1 protein-coding gene and 1 pseudogene are annotated in these 2,368 nt (G+C 53.1%); both read left to right on the plus strand.

What is annotated here, in order from left to right:
• Positions 1-269 precede the first annotated feature (269 nt).
• Complete coding sequence (locus V8L70_RS22695) at positions 270-1,307, plus strand: hypothetical protein (protein ID WP_101146756.1); 1,038 nt, start codon at positions 270-272, stop codon at positions 1,305-1,307.
• 98 nt (positions 1,308-1,405) lie between these two features.
• A pseudogene (locus V8L70_RS22700) lies at positions 1,406-2,368 on the plus strand (IS3 family transposase); the annotation flags it as partial.

Consider the following 2,368-nt stretch of genomic DNA (forward strand, 5'->3'; position numbering starts at 1 on the left):
TAACCCTCTTGTCCTTCTGTGTAGCGCTGTACGACTAATAGCTTGAACGCTTCCTTATACTTCGCCATGAAAAACACCCCAATCGCTGGATGAGTGTCCAACTTTTGGGGTGCAGTTCACAGGATGCGGGTTTTTTTATGAGCGTTTTGAGTAGTGCTGGAGTGATATCGTGGTGATCGCTACCCGTCTCACAGCAGTGACTATTTGAATAATGGAGTTTTTCGGCATAGGTACTGTCTCTGTTAAAGACTTCCCAAAGGAGCATAACGATGCAGAAAGCCAGAATCTTGCAGCAGGGCAGTATTCACTGCTTCCCCGTTGGCCTTCGCGATGAGCAGGGCAAACTCGCCAACGCAGAAGTCTCGGCGGTTATGTACGACGGTGAGCGGTTACTGCTGGCCAGCGATAAGCCGATTCCTGGTGAGCATCGTTCCGCGGTCTTTGCCTTGCCCATGACGGATGACGGGCCGGATGATTCGCAGCTTGAGTATTTTACAACGCCGCTGATCAAGCGGGCGGTGAAGTATGAAGACTTCGCCCTGACCGCCGATGGTAAGCATGTATTGGCTACCACCGGTTTTGATCGCATTGATGACGTGACCCATGATCTAAATGCCTACAATCATTTATTGATTTGGCCGCTGGGGGAGCCTGAAAAGGTGCAGGCGGTGGACCCTGACCCGCGTGATGGGGTTGAAGGGTCGTTGGAGTTACGCAATAAGCTGAACCACGCGATTGGCTTACCTTACTACAAGATCGAAGGGCTGGCGGCAGTGCCGGGCGAGCTAGGCGATGGGCTGCTGCTTTTCGGCGTACGCGAGCAGGGGCAGCGCCATGATGACTTCGCCTATGTGAGCCGTGTGGTCGGCGCCCACTATGTTGTGAATGCGTCCGGCAACCTCGAGTTTATCGATGAGTTGCGCGAACTCTACGCTTTTGAACCGACTGAGCATGAAGGGGTAGCGATTGAGTGCGGGTTATCGAGTCTTGAGTATGACCCTTACCACCACCGACTTTATCTGATGACCAGCTTTGAAACGGAGGTTGATAACGTCGCACGCATTGGCGGCTACCTATGGCTGATGGAGCTGGATAACCTCACCACTGGCGAGCCGCCTGCCTTGATACTCGGGATGGACGGCACTCCTTTTGAATTTGAGCACAAGGCAGAAGGTCTGGCGGTGCTGGATCATGAGCGTGTCTTTGTGGTGTATGACAATGATCGTGAAATGGGGGTGGGTAGTATTGACGAGCGCGATGAGCGTCACGCCAGCGAAGCGCTTTATACGCTGTTGCATATGGAGTAACGCGCGCACGCTATCAGGCTAGCATTAAGAAAAAAGGCACCCAAGCTGAACTGCACCCCCAAAAGTTGGACACTCATCCAACGATTGGGGTGTTTTTCATGACGAAATACAATGAAGCGTTCAAGCTACTAGTAGTGCAAAGCTACGCAGAAGGACAACAAGGTTACAAGAGACTGGCCAGACAGTACGGTCCTGGCCCTACCACCATCAGGCGTTGGGTTAAACACTATGAAGAGCATGGTCTAACTGGCTTGCAGAAAAAGTTCAGCCACTACAGCGCTGAGTTCAAATTAGCGGTATTGCAACGGATGAGGCAAGAGGAGCTCTCAGCCTTACAAGCGACGACTCTGTTCGATATCCGAGGTGGAGCGGGCGTCGTACGGCGGTGGGAAAGTCAGTATCATGAAGGAGGCTTCCAGGCGTTGGAGCCTAAAGCACGAGGTCGACCGACGAAGATGCCTACAACAGAGCCACCAAAGCCCCCACTTCCATTGCCTGAAATGAGCTCGCTGGAGCAGTTGCTCCAAGAAAATGAATACTTGCGTGCTGAGGTGGCCTACCTAAAAAAGTTGAGGGCCTTGCGTCAGGCCAAAGAGCAAGCCGCGCAGAAAAAGCGCGGGTAGTCCTTGAACTGAAGCAAGGCCACCCTTTGCCGATGCTGCTAAAAGTAGCCGAACTGTCGCGTAGCACCTTCTATTATCAGGTAAGGGTGCAGCAGCTGGATGATCGGCATGCTGGTCTGAAGCGTCGAATTCACGCCCTCTACGAGCGTCACAAAGGGCGCTACGGCTATCGACGAATTACGGCAGCGTTGCGCCAGGCGGGAGAGCAGGTCAACCACAAAACAGTTCAACGTCTGATGCAGCATCTGGGGTTGAAGTCATTGGTACGCCCAAAGAAATACCGCTCCTATCGTGGACAACAGGCCAGTGTTCCCAATCTTCTTGCCCGTCAGTTTCAGGCTGAACGCCCCAACCAACGGTGGGTCACCGACGTCACGGAGTTCAATGTCCGAGGCGAAAAGCTGTACTTATCGCCTGTGATGGACCTCTACAATGGGG

Origin of the sequence: Vreelandella arctica, from assembly GCF_037070215.1 — a bacterium.
Lineage (GTDB): Bacteria > Pseudomonadota > Gammaproteobacteria > Pseudomonadales > Halomonadaceae > Vreelandella > Vreelandella arctica.

Bases quoted from the DNA above. Each gene is read 5' to 3' on its own strand.
- V8L70_RS22695 (WP_101146756.1), top strand. From the start codon at position 270: ATGCAGAAAGCCAGAATCTTGCAGCAGGGCAGTATTCACTGCTTCCCC.